General features: G+C 43.0%; 12 protein-coding genes. 2 read left to right on the forward strand and 10 right to left on the reverse strand.

The genetic code is table 11. From position 1 onward, the window contains the following. Positions 1-313 precede the first annotated feature (313 nt). Positions 314-1,525: an ADP-forming succinate--CoA ligase subunit beta gene (gene sucC, locus ACQ2HE_RS16345; protein WP_430896690.1), complete on the forward strand. Its 1,212-nt coding sequence runs from the start codon at positions 314-316 to the stop codon at positions 1,523-1,525. Between the two features lie 385 nt (positions 1,526-1,910). On the opposite strand, the gene ACQ2HE_RS16350 is transcribed toward sucC, so the two are convergent. The 10 genes from ACQ2HE_RS16350 to sppA all read right to left on the reverse strand — a co-directional run bounded on the left by ACQ2HE_RS16350 (position 1,911) and on the right by sppA (position 16,960). Next, positions 1,911-3,788, reverse strand: a complete 1,878-nt coding sequence (locus ACQ2HE_RS16350) for a DUF4139 domain-containing protein (RefSeq protein ID WP_430896688.1) — start codon at positions 3,786-3,788, stop codon at positions 1,911-1,913. A 586-nt stretch (positions 3,789-4,374) separates the two neighbouring features. Further along, positions 4,375-5,733, reverse strand: a complete 1,359-nt coding sequence (locus ACQ2HE_RS16355) for an aspartate aminotransferase family protein (protein WP_430896686.1) — start codon at positions 5,731-5,733, stop codon at positions 4,375-4,377. A gap of 334 nt (positions 5,734-6,067) precedes the next feature. Beyond that, positions 6,068-6,736 (reverse strand): class I SAM-dependent methyltransferase, encoded by a 669-nt coding sequence (locus ACQ2HE_RS16360; RefSeq protein ID WP_430896684.1) that lies wholly within the window; start codon positions 6,734-6,736, stop codon positions 6,068-6,070. 116 nt (positions 6,737-6,852) lie between these two features. Beyond that, a complete protein-coding gene (locus tag ACQ2HE_RS16365; protein WP_430896682.1) occupies positions 6,853-8,160 on the reverse strand; it encodes a RagB/SusD family nutrient uptake outer membrane protein in 1,308 nt (435 codons plus the stop codon). A 21-nt stretch (positions 8,161-8,181) separates the two neighbouring features. Beyond that, positions 8,182-11,298 carry a SusC/RagA family TonB-linked outer membrane protein gene (locus ACQ2HE_RS16370; protein ID WP_430896680.1) on the reverse strand — a complete coding sequence of 1,039 codons (3,117 nt, stop codon included), beginning with the start codon at positions 11,296-11,298 and terminating at the stop codon, positions 8,182-8,184. Positions 11,299-11,316: 18 nt separating this feature from the next. After that, the gene (locus ACQ2HE_RS16375) at positions 11,317-12,063 is read right to left on the reverse strand and encodes a DeoR/GlpR family DNA-binding transcription regulator (RefSeq protein WP_430896678.1); all 747 of its coding nucleotides are present in this window, start codon (positions 12,061-12,063) and stop codon (positions 11,317-11,319) included. 661 nt (positions 12,064-12,724) lie between these two features. Beyond that, the gene (locus tag ACQ2HE_RS16380) at positions 12,725-13,210 is read right to left on the reverse strand and encodes a DUF2911 domain-containing protein (RefSeq protein WP_430896676.1); all 486 of its coding nucleotides are present in this window, start codon (positions 13,208-13,210) and stop codon (positions 12,725-12,727) included. 16 nt (positions 13,211-13,226) lie between these two features. Continuing rightward, positions 13,227-13,712, reverse strand: a complete 486-nt coding sequence (locus ACQ2HE_RS16385; RefSeq protein WP_430896674.1) for an SRPBCC family protein — start codon at positions 13,710-13,712, stop codon at positions 13,227-13,229. Between the two features lie 16 nt (positions 13,713-13,728). Beyond that, positions 13,729-14,823: an ABC transporter permease gene (locus ACQ2HE_RS16390; RefSeq protein WP_430896672.1), complete on the reverse strand. Its 1,095-nt coding sequence runs from the start codon at positions 14,821-14,823 to the stop codon at positions 13,729-13,731. A 379-nt stretch (positions 14,824-15,202) separates the two neighbouring features. Next, the gene (sppA, locus tag ACQ2HE_RS16395) at positions 15,203-16,960 is read right to left on the reverse strand and encodes a signal peptide peptidase SppA (RefSeq protein ID WP_430896670.1); all 1,758 of its coding nucleotides are present in this window, start codon (positions 16,958-16,960) and stop codon (positions 15,203-15,205) included. A gap of 60 nt (positions 16,961-17,020) precedes the next feature. Here sppA and folK point away from each other — a divergent pair, with 60 nt between their 5' ends. Next, a complete protein-coding gene (folK, locus tag ACQ2HE_RS16400) occupies positions 17,021-17,509 on the forward strand; it encodes a 2-amino-4-hydroxy-6-hydroxymethyldihydropteridine diphosphokinase (protein ID WP_430896668.1) in 489 nt (162 codons plus the stop codon). Positions 17,510-17,818: the final 309 nt, after the last annotated feature.

The following is a 17,818-nucleotide window of genomic DNA, read 5'->3' on the forward strand; positions in this document are numbered from 1 at the left end:
ATTTCACCGCGGCGGCGCAGCGGTCGCAGCGATAACGCAGCGACTCCCCGTGCCTCCGAGTCCCCGTGGTTCTGTATTTCCTCGTTCCTCGTCTCCTCTCTTCCTCGCTCCTGCTTCGCTGCTGTTCCATTATTAATTATTACTTGTTAATTATTAATTAGTTTCTCCTCGTCTCCTCCATCTTCCCTCCTCCTTCCTATACTCCCCCTGTTCCTCTACCTGTTCTTTCTCAGTATTTCCTCGTTCCTCGCTTCCTATTTTCCTATTTTTATTTTGCCCAAATCATAGTAATTTCGCACAAACACAATTAACTATGAACCTGCACGAATATCAGGCTAAGGAATTACTCAAGAAATACAATGTTCCCGTTCAAGAAGGTGTACCTGTAGACTCTGCCGACAAAGCAGTAGCAGCTTACGAAGATTTGAAGGCGAAATACAACAACAATTTTGCGGTAGTAAAGGCTCAGATCCATGCCGGTGGTCGCGGTAAAGGAACCATCCAAGGTACCGATCAGCGCGGGGTTGCCGTAGGTAAATCAGCCGATGATATCAAACGCATTGCAGGTAATATCTTAGGTGGCACTTTGGTGACCATCCAAACAGGTCCCGCAGGTAAATTGGTAAACAAAGTATTGGTAGCTCAAGACGTTTACTATCCTGGCCCCAACGACGTAAAAGAATTCTATTTATCAATCCTCCTCGATCGCTCAAAAGGTCAGAATGTGATCATGTACAGCACTGAGGGTGGTATGAATATCGAAGATGTAGCTCATGATACTCCTGAAAAAATCTTCAAAGAGTGGGTACACCCCGGTGGCCCGCTTCAAGGGTTCCAAGCGCGTAAAATCGCTTTCAACCTCGGTTTGAGCGGCGAAGCTTTCAAGAACTGCGTGAAATTCGTAACCAATTTGTACAATGCATATGTTGGTTTGGATTGCGCAATGCTTGAAATCAACCCTCTCTTCAAAACAAGTGACGAAAAAATCATTGCGGTTGACTGTAAAATGAATTTGGACGACAACGCCCTCATTCGTCATGCCGACCTCGCTGAACTCCGCGATATTACTGAAGAAGATCCTACTGAAGTAGAAGCCGGTAAATTCAACCTCAACTTCGTAAAACTCGATGGTAACGTGGGTTGTATGGTAAACGGTGCCGGTTTGGCAATGGCTACCATGGATATGATCAAACTGAGTGGTGGTGAGCCTGCGAACTTCCTAGACGTAGGTGGTACTGCTAACGCAACTACTGTAGAAGCCGGTTTCCGCATCATTTTAAAAGACCCTAAAGTAAAGGCGATCCTCATCAATATCTTCGGTGGTATTGTTCGTTGCGACCGTGTTGCACAAGGGGTTATTGATGCTTACAAATCAATCGGTGATATTCCTGTACCCATCATCGTTCGTTTGCAAGGAACCAATGCTGAGGAAGCGAAAAAACTCATCGAAGAAAGCGGCTTGAAAGTTCAAAGCGCCATCTTGTTGAGCGAAGCAGCTGCTTTGGTGAACAAGGCGGTAGCATAGGGAGTTGTGAGTTTTAAGTTTTTAAGTTATTAAGTTATATAAGTCCCGGCCTTCGGCCGGGACTTTTTTGTGGCTGAAATTGCGGTTTCTTTTTCTACAGAATCCCCGTGCCTCTGTATTTCCTACATCCTTTATCCTACGTCCTCCCTTCTATTTAACCGCGGCGGCGCAGCGTCCTTCGACTGTGCCTCCGGCCCGCCCTTCGACAAGCTCAGGGACCGCTCAGGACAAGCCCGCAGCGTTTTCGCAGCGCAGGCAGTGTCACTACCATTCCTCGTTCCTGTATTCCCCCTGTTCTTCCCCCTCTTCCTTCTCTGTATTTCCTCGTTCCTCGTCTCCTCTTATCCTCGTTCCTGCTTCGCTGCTGTTCAATTATTAATTGTTCTCAGTCGATTCTCACATTCTTCTCCTTCGGATATTTCACCGTATAACTCAAGGTTTGCTTTTTATCTTCTTTCGGAGCAAGGGTCATACGCCATGTGAGTTTTTGCGTGTCATTGTCTTTCTCAGCTTCGGTGGCTTTGGTGTTGTCTACTTCTATTTCTTTGGAAGGGCTGATTGGGAATTGATCTTCCACCACAATATTAATAGCTACGTTCTTGTTATTGCGAACCATTATTTCATAGGTCCTGCTGTCAATTTTATTGGAGCCGAGAAAACGTTTTTGACTGCTTTCTTTCAGTAAGGTTCTTTTTACTTGAACGCCTTTGTCTCTTCCCAAACTTAAGCTGAGTGTGTCGCTTGCGTTAAAAAGATCCAAGAAAGATTTCCCTATAAAAGTTCCTTCTACATACAAGCTGGCTTCGCCCGGTAACAAGTTCAATTCTTGCCAATTGATGATTCTAGCTGTTAAAAATGCAGCCGATTCTATTTTTGGCGCCGCGTAGTATTCATATTGTGCGTCAATATCAAAGGCATCGATGTCAACCGTATATTGTTTGCCATCGTTGGGAACAGAATAGGGTTGTGAAATTTCGTAAACGGTTGATGTAGGTTGGTAAAGAAGTGTTGTGCTGACCGCTGATGGAGTTTTCTTCCTTTTCACTTCAGAATAGTTGTTGGAATAAGATGATCCATCACTGTTTCCGGAAGACGAATAGCCTATGACTACTACTTCGTCTAATCTGCTTGCTGACATCGACAATGCCAAAGTTGTCATACTTGATCCGGCTTTGATTTCTGCTGTTTCAAAGCCGACAAAACTTACAATTAGGGTAGCATTTGGATCACTGTTTTGCAAATAATAGAATCCATCTTTGTTAGTAGAGGTGGCTATTTTAGTTCCTTTGATTGATACAGTTGCGCCAATAATTGGCATTCCCGTTTCATCCGTTATTCTTCCATAAGAGGTATTGCTCATGGATCCATTATTGGGTAGGATCATTCCTACTGGTACCGGTGCGCTGTATCTCAAATACCAAGGCAGTAGGGAGGGCTTGGTGCCGTCTTCACTGGGATTGCCGGTGGATAACAAGAGTTTCACTTCTTTCCAATCTTCGCCACTGTTTTGACTAATATTGGCTTTGTAGTTGAAATCGAGTGGGTGGGCTATATCGGTGAGTCGAATATCATACGTGGGATACCAGGAAGCTTCTTTCACCAAATAGGTAAGGGTGAGCGGTGAACTAATGGGTTCTTTTGTTTGGATGGTGATAAGCACTTCGCTGGTGGCTTTGTTCTTTTTGTCGTTCACAGCATTTAGTTGCGCATCTAGTTTGGCAGACTGTTGAAGATAGCTTTGTTGCTCTCTTTCCAATTCACTGAGTTTTGTATAGATTTCAGTGAGTCGTTGACGCTGAAAATCGGCCGCTTCCTTTAATTCCGTTGCCTTTAAAGTGGATTGTTCTCCTTTGATTTGCTGATTCTTGATGATCAAGCTTTCCTCTTGTTTGAAAACATTGGTTTGAGTAATGGTCAACTGCATCTTTTCTTGAATCGCTTTTTTCTGTGTTTCAATAGCGGTAATTTCTTCGCGAGCTTCTTGTTCCTTAAGAAAATTCAATTGATGTACTACGGAAAGAATGGTGATCTTTTGATCGGCTTTTACTTGAATGCTTTGTTTGTCGACTTTGGGCGACAAACCCCCTATAACAATGGTTGAAGTTCCCGCAGTTAACACCGGTTTGGCGCTGCGTTCAATAACGGCACCTTTCAGGAAAACAGTAACTTTTTCGATTTTAGAATCTACGGGAAGGGGCTTTTTAGCTTGAGCTTGAGCCAAAAAGGGGAGTAGGCAAAATGCCAGGGCGTACAGTCTAGTCATACAGCATGGTTTATTGCTGGATGCACTAGCGAGGAATATTACATAAAGGGATTAGGCGATGAGGGCGATAATTCCATACACAAGTACGTATCCGAGTACGGTAGCGAGTAGGAAGATTTTGTCGATGTTTTTCATTTTGATCGTTGGATTTGAGGTATAACGCATAGAAGCTTACCCTTAGTATGTTGTTCTAATGTGTTTCGATGGGGATAAGGCAAGATTCGGGCCAGAATAATTAATAATTAATAAGTAATAATTAATAATTGAACAGCAGCGAAACAGGAGCGAGGATAAGAGGAGACGAGGAACGAGGAAATACAGAACCACGGAGGCTCGGAGGCACGGGGTTTCGCTGCGTTGCCGCTGCGGCCGCTGCGGTAAAAAAACACTAAAAATTTTCAATCAGTTTATTATACCGCAAAGAAACAAAGTACGCAACGGTTCGCAACGAAATACTCAGCGAATTCTCTGCGAGGTCCCTGAGCTGGCCGAAGGCCAAGTCGAAGGGCTCTTTGCGGACTTTGCGGTGAAGCACTCTTCAGCGAAGCCGCACAAGCCTCAACAACTCACCTCTTACCACTCTACCTCACCGAACACTCCTCACCACTTCCCTCAATACCTCATACACTTTCTTCAAACTCTCCTCACTAATGCAATACGGCGGCATGATATACACTGTATTTCCCAGCGGACGGATAAACACTCCTTTCTCCAAAGCCAGTTTTGTAATGGTCGTACCAATGCTATTCAAGTATTCGTCTTTCCCGGAAGTAATTTCAAAAGCGAGAATGGTTCCCAATTGTCGATGGTTCTTAGTATGAACAAACGCTTCATCCGATTTAATTGATGAAATGAATTCTGTATTGGCTTTGCAGATGCGCTCGATGCGAGCAACACAATCGCTGTCTTGCAACAATTCCAAACTGGTAACCGCTGCCGTGCAGGCAAGTGGATTGGCAGTGAAAGAATGTCCATGGAAGAAAGTCTTCAACTTATCATCCGTCACAAATGCTTGATAAATGCGCTCTACACATGCCGTCACTCCCAGCGCCATGGTTCCACCAGTCAATCCCTTGCTCAAACAAATAATATCAGGCGTATGAGCTAAGTATTCGGAGGCAAATAGTTTTCCTGTTCTGTGAAACCCCGTCATCACTTCATCGGCGATACAAATCACTTGATGCTCTTTACATTTGGAAAGAAGGGCATTCAAACCGTCTTTCTCATAAAACTGCATGCAGCCTGCTCCTTGAACCAAGGGTTCGTAAATAAAACAAGCGAATTCCTTCCAATTCAGATCCGGCAATGAGTCCCCTTTCTTTGGCGGATCAATGAATACTACTTCAAATAATTTCTCTTGAAACGCTAGGGTAAACACCGAACGATCGCTCACACTCATGGCACCAAAAGTATCGCCATGATAACTGTTGTTGAAAGCCAACACTTTCGTTCTCCTTCCTCTTTCTTCCTCGTTCCTCTCCCCTCCCGAATCGGCTGCGCCTTTCGAGACTGGATCTTTCTTCGATCCTCCCTCCTCATTCCTCGTTCCTCCCTCCTTATTCACATTCCACCAATACTGCAAACTCATCTTAATGGCTACTTCTGTAGAGGTGGAGCCATTGTCGCTATAAAAAATTTTATGAAAAGTGCCGGGAAGTAAGGGTAATAAGTTCTCTGCCAATTGAACGGCGGGCTCGTGAGTAAATCCTGCGAAGATAACTTGCTCAATAGTACTCGCTTGTTTATAAAGGGCTTCAGCAATTTTAGGGTGAGCATGACCGTGCAAAGTGACCCACCAGCTACTAATAGCGTCAATGTATTCATTTCCCTGATCATCGTACAAAAATTCTCCGGCCCCTTTTACCACGGCAATAGGATCAGGCATTTGCTTTTGGGGCGTAAATGGATGCCATATCACGGCTCTGTCTCTCTGCGATAAATTCATGAGGCAAAGATAGAGAGGGGAGTAATTAATAATTAAGAATTAATAATTAATAATGAAACAGCCGGAATACAGGAATGAGGAGACGAGGAAGCGAGGAACGAGGAAGCGAGGAACGAGGAAGCGAGGAACGAGGAAGCGAGCCAATACAGAGAGACTGCTAGCGCTGCGTTATCGCTGCGGCCGCTGCGCTGCCGCGGTGAAAATAAAAATCGGCTGATTGAAATTCGGAGGCTAATCTGTGAGAATTTCTACTAATTCGGATATCTGTGGTCAAAAAAAGTAAAAGACTTTGCGACTCCTTGGCGCTCTTCGCGCTCTTGGCGGTGAACACCTCCTATTTCTTCATACTAAAAATATAACTCATCGGCACTCCACTAACAGGGTGCTTCGGTTCAATGATCTCAAGATTTTTAAATCCTGCACTACTAAAGAGATGTTGCCAATCGGCCAAGGTTCTATAATACCATTCATATGGCTTCACAAAAGAATCGCCTAAGCCATCCCAAGAACCTTGTTTCCATCCACTGATATCGTCTCCGGCTTGTTGACGAGAATAACTGTGCAAGGTTTGTATCACCAAGCTCCCACCATCTCTTAATAATTTTGGTAGATAGTGAACCAAATTTTTTGCACTCTCCTCGCCTATCAATGCAAAATTGATCACAATGGTATCGTATGAGAAAGGCAGCAATATTCCCCCACTCGCAATTTCTTCATAGCTCGCCAATAAATACATGGCGCCCTTTTTCTTAACGGCTTCAATGATCAAATCGGGCACAAAATCAATACCCGTGCAGATAACACCACGATCGTGTAAGGCCCTACAGAGCCAACCTTCACCACAACCAATATCCAATACTTGTTTGGGAGTGGTTTGCATCACAGCGTCAATAATCGCCTGATTGGTTACCAGCCGTCTCGACTCCAACGCATTCTCTTCAATCAATTTATTCCAAGGAGCAGCATTTAGTTTCCAACTGTCCTTGATCAATTGTTCTCGCATTTACATACTTTTAAAAGGTATTGCAAGCAAATAATATTCAACTCCAACGTTTTAAAGAAGAATGGCCGTTCCAAAAAAGGACCGGCCATTTCTATAGATCATCCTTAACCCAAATATTAGAAAGTTGGATCAGCCGGAGTATTCGGATTGTTATCACGTTCACGGAAAGGGAAAGGCATCAAACTTCTGGTACGCTCGGTAGTAGCTCTACCAAAACGACGCATGTCTACCAATTTTTGTCCGCTCATGTACATCTCAATACAACGCTGTTTGTAAATTTCAGTCAATAATTGATCTGCTGTATAAGGGCCCGTTAGTGCCGGCAAGGCAGCACCCACACCCAAAGGATCAGCAGCAGCCGTTTTAGTCACAACCTTGTTCACTTCGGTTAATGCACTCGTTAAGTCGGGACTCGACTGACGAACATAGGCTTCCGCTTTAATCAAGGTTACTTCACCCGGTAAATAAACAGGGAAGGCTGCGGTACTGGTTCCACCAAATCCTTTAATCACCCAGCGCCATGCAGCAGCACCACTCAATCCAACATAAAAAGAAGTGCGTTTATCTGCTAAATCTGGTTGAATACCTGCAGGTAACCCTAATGTAGAATCAATAGATTGGTATACGTTAAAGTTAGAAGCACAAGTTTCGAAAATGGTATTCAAATTGGCTGCATCGAAATTCAAGGTAGATTTCTTTGTTAGGTCAACTGAATTCGCGGCAGCAAGAGCATCTGCATATTTTCCTGCATACAAAGCATAGCGCGCCTTCAATGCTCTTAAAGTATTGGGAATATCAAGGCCTGCCGGAATATTTGCCGTAAAGGCAGATGAAATAGCAGTAGCACTGATGGCAGCCAACGCTTCGTCAATTGCAGTGATGGCTCTATTGTACGCATCAGTAGCAGTGATAAAGTTTACTTTGTCGCCATTGCCATCCGGAACATGCGTCCAGAAATTCGCCATATTGCCCAAGCTCAAGGCTTTGAAAATAGTGGCGTGCCCAATTAAGCCGGAAGCATATCCTTTATCGGTAAGGTTTTTTGCATTGGCAATTACCTTATCGGCATCATAAATGATTTTGTTACTGGTAGTCCAAAGACCTAACAGCATGGTGTTTGTTCCGTCAACAGTTACACCGCCTGTTTCCAATTGGGCTTCAGCTAGGTTACCGGCATTCAATACTTTTACTTGCTTGGTTACCAAAGCATCAATGGAAACCGAATTGTAGAAGGAACTTCCTCTGCCTAAAGAATAAACACGCTGTAAGCCAACCGTTACTCCGGTTAAACCTGTAGGCGTTGTGAAAATTTTATCTTCAGTTGCACGAGAAGGATCCGTATAATCTTTCTTACAAGAAGGCGTAGTAGCAATCAATGCAACCAACACCAACCCTTGTGCAATATTTATGAATGATTTTTTCATTTGTCTAAAATTTAAATGGTCTTAGAATTTAGCTCTTACAGTGAATGCAAAAGTGCGTGGGATGGGTACTGCACCGAAATCAATCCCTCTTAACAAAGTACTCTGACCTGCAGCATTTACCTCAGGATCAAATCCTTTGTAGTTGTCCCATGATATTAAGTTTCTACCGCTCAAACTAAGATTCAAATCACCGAAGCCTTTGATGCGACCTACATTGTATCCCAACGACAACTCTCTTAGTTTCACGAAAGAACCATCATCGATACGCCATTCTTCAATAGCATACACACCGGAAATATAACCGCGAGGCAACAATCCCTTGTGTTCTTGTTCAGCCACTTCACCGTTACCAACACCTTGACGGGTTCTCCAGTCGGCATTGAATACATCCACTCCTTGAACAAAATCAACCTGTGCTCTCAAGTTCAGTTTTTTGTAACTCAACTCGTTCACAAATGAACCGGTGAATTTCGGATTTGGATCACCGATGATTTTTCTTAATACAGTACCGGTAGGCAATCCGTTGGCATCACGAGAAGTAGTGTAAGAAGCAGCCGTTGTTTGTGTTCCTCTTTCTGTTAAAGGGATCCCAGCAGTGCTCTTTATTTGACCACCATTTGCATCACGTGCAAAGAATGTTCCGTAGAATACCCCTACCGCTTCTCCGGGTAACAAGGCAATAGGCGCACCCGCGTTGGTAGAGAATTGAGCAAGCGAAGAACCTAAATTCAATACTTTATTTCTGTTCTGGTTGTAAATGAAAGTTACATCCCAGTTGAAGTTCTTATTACGAACAGGTGAACCGGTTAATACCAATTCAATACCCTTGTTCTCCAAGCTACCGAAGTTATCGAGACGGCTGCTAAAACCATTGGATGGAGCAATTACGCGGTCGAATAACAAATCGGTTACTTTCTTCTGATAGTAGTTAAAAGTTAATCCGAGGCGGTTATTGAAGAAACTCATATCAGTACCAATTTCCAACTCACCTTGGCGTTCAGGGCGCATTTGAGTATTGGCCAAAATAGTACTTGAGGTGAAACTTGTTCTTCCAACAAACGCAATTGAAGAATACGCGTTGAAACGATCGTAGGCACCGATGCCGGTAAGGTTACCCGATTGACCATACGCTGCACGTAGTTTCAGTTGATCGAACCAAGAAGAGATTGGAAGTTTCTTCCAATATTCTGTCTCGCTCAACAAATAGCTACCGCTTACTTTGAAATAGGTTTGGTTTCTTTCTTCTTTTGCAAATACAGATGATCCATCCACACGAACAGCTCCGGTTAAGAACAATTGATTCTTATAACGGAAATTCTGTTGGAGGTATCCACCGGAAATGCTCAATTCTCCTCTCTGATCTGCACCCGCCAAAATAGTAGACGCACCGTTTACAGTTTCAATGAAAGGAGCCAATCCTCTACCTTGTACGAGTGAGAAGGTTGAGCGCTCGTATTGTTGAGAATAACCTACTTGAGTAGTAGACGCAATATTTTTCGTCAACTCTTTCTGATAAGTTGCATTCAACTCATTGTTGATTTGAAAATAGTTGCTCACAGCAGCACTTGCATAACCGTTCAAGGTTGGATCCAAGCTGGCACCACCACCCCAGAAAGCGGTATTCACGTTGTATGCAAATGGAGGAATATAGGTTGTACCTTGCTGTGAAAAGTTATCAATACCCATTGTATAGTCGATAGTCAAGCCCTTCATTGGTTTTGCTTTCAAAGAGAAGCTTGAAATTACACGGTTGGTGCTGGAACGTTGCTTTACATCCTCAATGATAGAAACGGGATTAACACGACCTCTTTCACCTACAGCTTTGATATTACCCAATGCATCGCGTGTCCAGATATCATGGAAGTTACCTAAGATGGTTACACCGTTCATTGGTGAGAAGAATGAGTTACCATCAGGTTTTTCATTAGAAGTACTGTTCACATAGTTCAATCCCATGCTGGCAGTTAACCAATTGTTGATGGTTTGTTCAATGTTTGAGCGGAAGCTGAAACGTTTGAAATCGGTTCCTTCCACAATACCTTGATTGGAGAAATAAGAACCTGATAAATAATATTTCGTTTTAGCAGCACCACCTGAAACTGAGATGTTATTGTCGGTACCAATTCCAGTTCTGAAAATATAATCCCAGTAATTGTAACGCGTTACATTGGTAGTATTCGTTAAAGCCGGAGTAAGGATGTCTTGCGTTTGAACATCAGGTGATCCTCCAAACTTCGTAGGAGCTTCATTGATTTTAACTTGCTTGCGCAATTGGTTCACCATTACGCTAGAAGAGAAGTTTACAGTGGGGGTTCCGCTGGTTCCGCGTTTGGTGAAAATTTGGATAACACCGGCATTGGCACGTGAACCGTAGATCGCTGCAGCAGCGGCTCCGTTTAACACTTCAATTCGCTCAATATCGGCAGGGTTGATATCGGCCAAACGGTTGGTACCGATGGTTCCTACAAATCTACCTCCGTCGTAACCACTTTGAGTATTGGTAACACGATTGGTAGCGTTGCTCACAATTACCCCATCCACAATGTAAAGAGGCTCCGATGAACTGTAAATTGTACTGATACCACGCAAGCGAACAGATATCCCACCTGCTGGGTCTCCACTGTTTTGAATGATCTGCGCACCGGCTGTTTTACCTTGCAAGGCTTGCAATACGTTTCCTGAAGCTCCCTTGGTAAGTTGGTCGGCCTTTACAGAACTGATGTAGTTACCTAATTGACGACGTGTAGTTCCGGCAGAAGTACCCGTTACTACCACTTCATCTAAATTCAACGCATCGGCACTCAATTGCGCATCTACTGTGTAACTGGCGCCTGATCCAATTTGTAGCGATTGACTGTAAGCCTTGAAACCTACGCCTGAGAACTCAATAGTATAAGTTCCGGCCTTCAATTCTGCGTTCAATGTGTAAGAACCATTGGCTTCTGTAGAAGTACCAAATGTGGTGTTCTTAATGGTTACTGATGCTCCGGCAATGGGCTTATTGTCTTTGCCCACCACTTTCCCGGAAATGCGCACTTGTGCAAAGGCTGCCGCCGTAAGCACAAAGTTCAAGAGCAGTATCATGGATACTCTCAGAACGGCGCGAAGTTTTGGTGACTGAATGGATTTTGTAAACATTGCTAATTATTAAAGTTTTTAATAAACCGTTATTCCGGCTTTTGCATAAGGAATCAAGGATAGATCATTTGATGGCTTTTCAGTGATCAGGAAATCAATATCTTTTGCTTCGCATACATTGATGCGTTGAACAGTGTCTAACTTTTCGGCAATGGCAACACTCATTACTTTCTCGCTCGATTCTATCATAGCTTGCTTCACTTGTACTACTTCCCAATCACTATCAGTTATACCTTTTTGTGAGTCAATTGCATTGGTACCGAGGATACAGAGATCGGCTTGAATTTGGCGAATTTGCCGAATCGCTTGTCCGCCCACAGCCATTTGTGCTTGTTTGGAAACGATGTCTCCAATTTGAATCAATTTGATATTAGGATGTTGCAAGTATTCAACTGCTGCCGGAATACTGGTAGTGATGAACGTTGCGGTGAGTTGCTCGGGTAACATTCGGATCATTTCCAGAATGGTAGAGCCACCGGTGGTCATTACATACATCCCGTCTTTAATTAGTTGTACGGCTTTGGAAGCAATCACGCGCTTTTCATTCGCGGCGTAAATATTGGAGCTCCGAAAAGAAGAATGAAATGAGAGGGAAAGAGCACCGCCGTGCACTTTAAACAGTCGGCCTTCGTCTGACAGTTCTTGGAGGTCGCGCCGAATAGTGTCTTCCGACACATCGATGGCTGCACAAAGATCTGCAGTCAACACTTTGTTGTGCAGGTTGATCTGATGCAGAATGTAGTTTTGACGCTCCTTTTTCAGCATGCCAACAGTTAGTTTAGGTGATTTCCTCGCCCAAATTCGGAACAAAAACGCAAAAAACCGCAAAAAGTTTAAAAATTATGCGGTATTTGTCGTGTTTATTGACAATCACTTGTGGATAAATGCTGCTTTTAGCGGGAAAAAGGAGGGAGATAATTAATAATTAGGAATTAATAATTAATAATTGAACAGCCGGAATACAGGAGGGAGGATGTAAGGAGACGAGGAACGAGGAAATACAAAAAGAAGAGGGAGGACTGAGGAAATACAGAGAGGGAACTCTGCTATGTCTTTGCGGCAGTTCGCGGACACTGCTGTGAACACTGTATTCCATTCAGTTTACGCTACCGCAAAGAAACAAAGAACGCAAAGGTTCGCAACGTTAAACCCTGCACTGGTCCTTGAGTAAGCCGTAAGGCTTCACGGGCTTTACTGTGTAGAAAGAAAAAGTCTTCAACCTTCTAACCTATTCCAAAAAAATACCGCCACGATCAATCGCGGCGGCACAAAAATTCGAAATAAATTATTCAAAAATTAATAACTCAAAAACTCTTCATCACTCAACCTAACTGCCGGCCGTTCCACTATTAATTATTAATTCTTAATTATTAATTAACTCGGCTGTTTCATTATTAATTATTAATTCTTAACTATTAATTTTTAATTATCCTACTCTCACCGATACCTGCGTAGTGTCCCACTCAATAATCAAATTGCTTCCTTCAAAACGGAAGGTCAATTTTTCAACACTGGCACTTAATTTCTTTACAGGAACTTTTACTTTCAATACATCTTTCGCTTTGATTTTTTCATAACCAAAAGAACCCCATTGCTTCAATTCACTGTTCAAAATGATGGTCCACTCAGATTCTGTGGGAATAGAAAACAAAGAATAAGTTCCGGCTTTGATAGCTTGTCCACCAAATTTTGTATCCTTTGCAAAAGTGATTTCAGTAGCTTCATTCGCACCGGTTCTCCAAACTTGTCCGAAAGGAACCAAGGCACCAAAGATTTCGCGTCCTTTTTTAGAAGGCTGACCATATTTCACTTTTACATCGCCGGAAGCTGCTTCAGCTTTGGGACTTTGTGCTTGAGAACAAGAGGCAAATACGCCAACCGCTAAGGTCATTAATAACAGTACTTTTTTCATATGTATTTTGTTTTTATTATTGAACAATCATGTCGAGTTGATCTAAAGACTTTTGCATGGGAGGACCAATTTGTCCATCGAAAATAATGCTTCCAAATTTTTCCCAAGGATACCATTTCAAATGAAAATCGAAATACCACTGCACCACGGTTGCTCCTTCCGAGGGCGTTAATTCCAACACCCCTATAATTTTATCTTGCCCGTTGCGAGTCCATTCCGTTTCAATTCTATTCGAATCTTTCGCGATTAACTGAACCTTCATTTCATCAGAACTAAAACCATCTTCTCGGAATTCTCCATTTTTCAAATCTTTCTGCTGTAATAAAGCGTTCCAGTTTGCCCATTGTTTGATGTCCATTACTTGTTTGCGAACCGCACTTGCATCTCTATTAATGGTAATGGCCCTTGAAATGCGAACATGCGAAGGTAATAACAATGAAAGCAAGGTGATTAGCAATCCAAGTGCTAACAAACTAATGAATCCTAATTTAATAATACGCATAAACTATCTTAAAAGATTACTCCCATTTAAAACTTCTGGCAGCCAATCCATAGATCAATACAGCCCAAACAATTAAAATAGCAATTTGTTGACCACAATCTATTAAATGGGCTCCTTCAAAACTTACGTTCCGCATTGAATCGTTCAGCGCCGTAAGGGGTAAAAACTTGATGATTGATTGCAAAAACGACGGTAATAAACTTTTCGGGAAGAAAGTTCCTGACAAGAAGTATTGTGGGAACATAAAAAGGTTGGCATAAATGGGAATCACGTTCTGATTTTTGGCAATACTGCTGATGAAAAAACCAAATCCCATAAACACCAATAATCCTAGAAAGCACAATACCATTAATTCAACAAACGTGATCCAACCATGGGCCAAAGTAAAGCCATAGGCGAATTTTCCAAATGCGATGATCACAACAGCCGTCAGCAATTGAAAAATGATTCTAGCCAAACTCTCCCCTAATATTATATATCCACGCTTAATGGGTGTTGTATACATTCGTTTTAACACCAAGGTTTCACGAAGTGAGTACAACACAAAAGCTACACCAAATACGGCCGCGCCAATCAAAGAAAATCCGAGCATGCCGGGCAAGTAGAAATCAATTTGTTTGTAAGGACGACCTGGAATGATCTCACTGCTCACGGTTGCATAATTCGTCATATCAGGATTCATCTGTGCGTTAACAGAACTGATCACATCTCTCAGAATAGATTGCAGCACAGGAATATCGCGCTGACTTGCCGAGCTGGTAATTAAATGAACATCGTATTGATTGGCTGCACCTGCTTTTTTCTTCACTTCAATCATCGCGGCAATTCTTCCTTTGCGCAAACGATCCATTAATTCAGCAGTATCGGCCTTTTCGATATTCAATACTGGAACTGAACTAATGGCCGCATATACTGCATTGGTAGAATCTGTTCTGGGACTGAAAGCAACATCCACAGAAACTCCTCCTCCCTTTCCTATAGATCCGAAAATTGTGATCAACACAATTGGGAAGAACAAACTGAAAAAAACTGCCTGCGGACTACGAAAAACGGTACGTAAACTGGCTTTGGTGATCGCCAACATACCCCGAATATTGCTGTAAGAAGCCATTCTATAATGTATTAAATAGGGTCACAATTTACCCAATTGTTATTTATAAATCTTTATCAAATCATGAACACAATGACCTTTTCTACTGATGTACGACCTCTACAGGGTCGTTAGCTCGCTAATTGTTCTATCTTCATTCCTCGTTTCCATACCAAATCCAACGCGATAAATCGCGTTGCTACAACTCATACCCACTTCAAACTCCGCCGCGATAAATCGACGGCGGTCCTTCGTCACAATTACCAAATAACTATTTAAAACTCACGCTCCTCGTTCCTCTTATCCTCGTTTCCTCGCATCCTATTCCCCCTATTCCTCTCCCTGTTCTTTCTTCCGCTTCCTCGTCTCCTCGTTCCTCTCATCCTCGTCTCCTCTCCTCCTACTCCACCACCACATCAAACGCCATTTTTGCCTGAGCCTTCCCCATTGAGTTTTTTAAGTATTGCGCAGAGCGGTACCATTGAAAAGCCTCTGCCCCCATTTCTTCTTTCATCCACTTCAACTTCGTTTCTTCTTTGTAAGAGCCAAATAACTTTTCAAAAAATTTGGTAGGTTCAGGATACGTACGCAATCCATACTCGCTAATTTTCGCCATCCGAGCAGCACAAGCAATGGCTTCATTCAAACCACCAATTCTATCTACCAGTCCCAACTCAATAGCTCTTGAGCCACTCCAAACGCGGCCTTGACCGATTGAATCAATTTCTGCTTTGCTTCGGTGACGTCCTTCTGCCACGCGAGCCAAAAAAGTTTGATAAATACTGTCTACACTTCTTTGTAGCCAAGCTTTTTGCATTGGCGTCAATGGCTTATAAGTAGCCATAGCATCGGCATCGGGCGCTGTTTTCACGCCATCGAAGGTTACTCCTAATTTGTTATTGAAGAAAGAAGCCAAATTTGGAACGATGCTGAAAACTCCTATAGAACCCGTAATAGTGTTGGGCTGTGCGAAAATACTATCCGCTGTACACGTTGAATAGTAACCACCTGAAGCTGCCACATCACCGAAGCTTACAATAACCGGTTTTGATTTCTTTGCAAGTGTTAACTCACGCCACATTACTTCACTGGCCATAGCGCTACCTCCACCCGAATTCATTCTCAACACAATGGCTTTCACTTGATCGTCTAACCGCGCTTTGCGGATCAAATTGCGATACGAATCTCCGCCGATGGCATCTTCCTGTGCTTTGCCATCAATGATATCTCCTTCTGCAAAAATAACAGCAATGCGATCTTTCGATTTTACTTCAGTGATCGAAGTATTCTCGAGGTATTTTCCGATGGGGACAAAATTGATCGATTGAATGGTTGAAGCCTCTACCTTTCCTTTGATTTCAGCACGAACTTCATCATCGTATTTAGCACCGTCGATGAGTTTGTATTTTACCGCATCTGCGGCGTTTTCGATAGAATGGTTCACAGCCAAGCTCCGAAGAGTGGCAGTGTCTACGTTTCGAGACGCCGATACCAAAGCCAAGAAATGATTGTAGAGGTCATTTACCAATACGTTGCTTTGCAAACGGTTGGGTTCCGTCATCTGATTCGTACGAAAAGGTTCTGTAGCGCTCTTGAACTGACCTGCATAGAAAATTTGAGGTTCAATTTCCATTTTATCGAGCAAGCCTTTCATGAAAAAATAGTTCATGGAATAGCCGCGCCAGTCGAGGCCGCCTTGCGGATTGGTGTAAACTTTATCTGAAACACTGGCTATAAAATAAGCACCTTGTGTTATTACATCGGCATAGGCATAAATAAACTTTCCTGATTTTTTAAAGTACTGAAGGGCTTCGCGAATGTCTTCACTGGTTCCAAATCCATTGCCGTTTGCACCTGCTTTCAAATAAATACCTTTTACAGCCGGATCTGTTGCAGCATGACGAATCAATTGCACCAATTGAAATTGAGAGGGATTGTCGTACGACTCGCCTGATTCTAATTTTCCAAAAGGATCGTCTTTCACACGCTCTTGAAAAGTTTGCGCCAAATCGATTGTAAGAACGGCATTTACACCAATCGGTTCTTTCGGTTTTGAACCCAAACTTGAAACAGTTCCAATCAAAAATAAGATCCCGATTAGTACCACCACTAAAATGGCTGTGAGGGTAGCTAGAAATATTTTCAAAAAGCTATTCATTTATATCTCCTGTTTATTACAAAATTCAATGATATTTGAGGTCTGTAAGGTAGGTAAATTATGAATAAAGCATATCTTCTGATAGGCGGTAATACCGGCGATCGACTGAAAAACATGGAACAAGCGGTGGAATGGATCGAAAAACGCGCCGGAATGGTAAAGACACTCTCATCCTTATACGAAACGGCTGCTTGGGGGAAGACCGATCAGCCCAATTTCTTCAATCAGGCACTTGAAATTGACACCCCGCTGGAAGCCCCTGAATTATTGACCTGTTTGCTTCAAATTGAGCTGGATATGGGGCGAATTCGGGAAGAAAAATACGGCCCTCGTATCATTGATATCGATATCCTGTTTTTTAATGCAGAAATCTACCATTTGCCACAGTTATCCATCCCCCATCCGGAAGTTCAAAACCGTCGGTTTGCACTGTTACCAATGGTTGAAATAGCACCTCATTTCATTCATCCTGTACTTCAACAAAGCATGCAGGAACTTTTAGACCATTGCAGTGACCCCCTTCAAGCCCGAAAATTAGAAACAGAATAGGCTGTCTCGATTCTTCTGGCTTTTCACGTTTTCTCACCGCAGCGGCGCAGCGTCCTTCGACTGTGCCTTCGGCCCGCCCTTCGACAAGCTCAGGAACCGCTCAGGACAAGTCCGCGGCGGCAACGCAGCGAATCCCCGTGCCTCCTCCCTCCCCCTGTTCCTCTCCCTGTTCTTTCTTGATCTCGCCGGCCGTTCCATTATTAATTATTAATTATTACTTATTAATTATTTACTCTTCTTTTCCACACGCCACCCCCACTGGCCCTCACACCAACCGAATTTGGTAATTTGCAACCGGATTTAGGAACT

The organism is Endoryza foliicola, from assembly GCF_050589245.1.
GTDB lineage: Bacteria > Bacteroidota > Bacteroidia > Chitinophagales > Chitinophagaceae > Endoryza > Endoryza foliicola.

What these genes read in the sequence shown, in the direction of transcription:
- sucC (WP_430896690.1), top strand. Translation starts at nt 314, where the DNA reads ATGAACCTGCACGAATATCAGGCTAAGGAATTACTCAAGAAATACAAT.
- ACQ2HE_RS16350 (WP_430896688.1), bottom strand. Translation starts at nt 3,788, where the DNA reads ATGACTAGACTGTACGCCCTGGCATTTTGCCTACTCCCCTTTTTGGCT.
- ACQ2HE_RS16355 (WP_430896686.1), bottom strand. Translation starts at nt 5,733, where the DNA reads ATGAATTTATCGCAGAGAGACAGAGCCGTGATATGGCATCCATTTACG.
- ACQ2HE_RS16360 (WP_430896684.1), bottom strand. Translation starts at nt 6,736, where the DNA reads ATGCGAGAACAATTGATCAAGGACAGTTGGAAACTAAATGCTGCTCCT.
- ACQ2HE_RS16365 (WP_430896682.1), bottom strand. Translation starts at nt 8,160, where the DNA reads ATGAAAAAATCATTCATAAATATTGCACAAGGGTTGGTGTTGGTTGCA.
- ACQ2HE_RS16370 (WP_430896680.1), bottom strand. Translation starts at nt 11,298, where the DNA reads ATGTTTACAAAATCCATTCAGTCACCAAAACTTCGCGCCGTTCTGAGA.
- ACQ2HE_RS16375 (WP_430896678.1), bottom strand. Translation starts at nt 12,063, where the DNA reads ATGCTGAAAAAGGAGCGTCAAAACTACATTCTGCATCAGATCAACCTG.
- ACQ2HE_RS16380 (WP_430896676.1), bottom strand. Translation starts at nt 13,210, where the DNA reads ATGAAAAAAGTACTGTTATTAATGACCTTAGCGGTTGGCGTATTTGCC.
- ACQ2HE_RS16385 (WP_430896674.1), bottom strand. Translation starts at nt 13,712, where the DNA reads ATGCGTATTATTAAATTAGGATTCATTAGTTTGTTAGCACTTGGATTG.
- ACQ2HE_RS16390 (WP_430896672.1), bottom strand. Translation starts at nt 14,823, where the DNA reads ATGGCTTCTTACAGCAATATTCGGGGTATGTTGGCGATCACCAAAGCC.
- sppA (WP_430896670.1), bottom strand. Translation starts at nt 16,960, where the DNA reads ATGAATAGCTTTTTGAAAATATTTCTAGCTACCCTCACAGCCATTTTA.
- folK (WP_430896668.1), top strand. Translation starts at nt 17,021, where the DNA reads ATGAATAAAGCATATCTTCTGATAGGCGGTAATACCGGCGATCGACTG.